The 1,599-nt window shown below is 66.9% G+C and carries 2 protein-coding genes; both read left to right on the plus strand.

What is annotated here, in order from left to right:
• Positions 1-180: 180 nt before the first annotated feature.
• Positions 181-831 carry a response regulator gene (locus I6U14_RS12905; protein WP_296899912.1) on the plus strand — a complete coding sequence of 217 codons (651 nt, stop codon included), beginning with the start codon at positions 181-183 and terminating at the stop codon, positions 829-831.
• Positions 832-868: 37 nt separating this feature from the next.
• Positions 869-1,540, plus strand: a complete 672-nt coding sequence (locus I6U14_RS12910) for a uracil-DNA glycosylase (protein WP_296899913.1) — start codon at positions 869-871, stop codon at positions 1,538-1,540.
• Positions 1,541-1,599 lie beyond the last annotated feature (59 nt).

The raw sequence follows: 1,599 nt of genomic DNA on the forward strand, positions 1-1,599 counted from the left end.
CCAAAAATCAGACGGAGCCGGGCCTGTTCGGACATTGGGCGGTTTCCCGGCTCCTTCATTTTCAGCGACTTGCGTCGCCGACAATGGCGGGGCGTCCTGCCCCGCACGGGAAGCGCCAATAAATCGGCGCTTCCCTAGGTAACGGCGCAGGATCGAGTCGCTGCACGTCGAGGAGCTGCCATGATCAGAGTCATGATCGTCGACGACCATCAACTGGTGCGCGCCGGACTGCGCTCCATCATCGAAGCCCCTGGGGACCTCGCCGTGGTGGCCGAGGCCCAGAGCGGCGAGGAGGCCGTGGCGCAGGCCCAGCAGGGCCTGGCGGTGGATGTCGTGCTCATGGACCTGAACATGCCGGGGGGCATGGGCGGTATCGAGGCCACTCGGCGCCTGGCTCGTGTGGTGCCGCAGGCCCGCATTGTCGCGCTGTCGGCGCTGAGCGACGAGCCATTGCCTACCCAGGTGCACGATGCCGGCGCCGTCGGCTACCTCACCAAGGGCTGCCCGGCGAAGGAGCTGCTGGATGCCATCCGCGCTGTGCACCGCGGGCTGCCCTATGTGGACGCGAAACTCGCCCAGAGGCGCATGGTGGCCAATTGGCGCGGTACCAAGGAAACGCCTTTCGCGGACTTGTCCGCCCGAGAGATGCAGGTGACGCTGATGATCCTCGATGGGCGGCGTAACCACGAAATAGCCGATTGCCTGTCGCTCAGCCAAAAGACCGTCAGCACCTATCGCCAGCGCATCTTCGAGAAGCTGGACATCGGGACGGATGTGGAGCTGACCCGCCTTGCCTACCGCCACGGCCTGATTCAGGAGATGGCGCCGTGAGCGGCGCGAATGTCGGACAATGCGGAGCCCGTGCGGCGTGACGGCCGCGTATGCCGTGACCTTCGATCCTGAATGCACCCGTTGCCCGCGGCTGGCGGATCATCTGGCGGCGGTCCGACGGGCGCACCCGGACTACCATGCCGCACCGGTGGCGCCCTTCGGTGACCCTGAGGCGCGGCTGTTGATCGTCGGCTTGGCGCCCGGGATGCACGGCGCCAACCGCACCGGGCGGCCTTTCACCGGCGACTTCGCCGGTATCCTGCTGTACCGCACGCTGTATGCGCACGGCTTCGGTAGTCAGCCGGAGGCCACGGCCGTCGACGACGGGCTGGTGCTGCGGGGGTGCCGGATCACCAATGCCGTGAAATGCCTGCCGCCGGAGAACAAGCCCACCACCGAGGAAGTCCGTACCTGCAACGGCTACCTTGCCGCCGAGCTCGCGACCCTACCGGATGCGGCCGTGCTGCTCGCTCTGGGCCAGGTGGCCCACAATGCCGTGCTGCGGGCTCTGGACCTGCGGCAGTCGGCCTGGCGCTTCGGCCATGGCGTCGAGCATGTGCTGCCCAACGGTCTGCGACTACTGGATTCCTACCATTGCAGCCGCTACAACACCCAGACCGGACGGCTGACCGAACCGATGTTCGATGCGGTGGTGGGCCGGTGTCGGGAACTTTTGACCGGTGATCTGTGCGTAGTGCGTAGTGCGTAGTGCGTAGTGCGTAGTGCGCTGGCGCCCGCACTGTGCACCCCGCACCCCGCACCCCGCAC

This window comes from Thiohalocapsa sp., assembly GCF_019695415.1.
Lineage (GTDB): Bacteria > Pseudomonadota > Gammaproteobacteria > Chromatiales > Chromatiaceae > Thiohalocapsa.

Bases quoted from the DNA above. Each gene is read 5' to 3' on its own strand.
- I6U14_RS12905 (WP_296899912.1), top strand. From the start codon at position 181: ATGATCAGAGTCATGATCGTCGACGACCATCAACTGGTGCGCGCCGGA.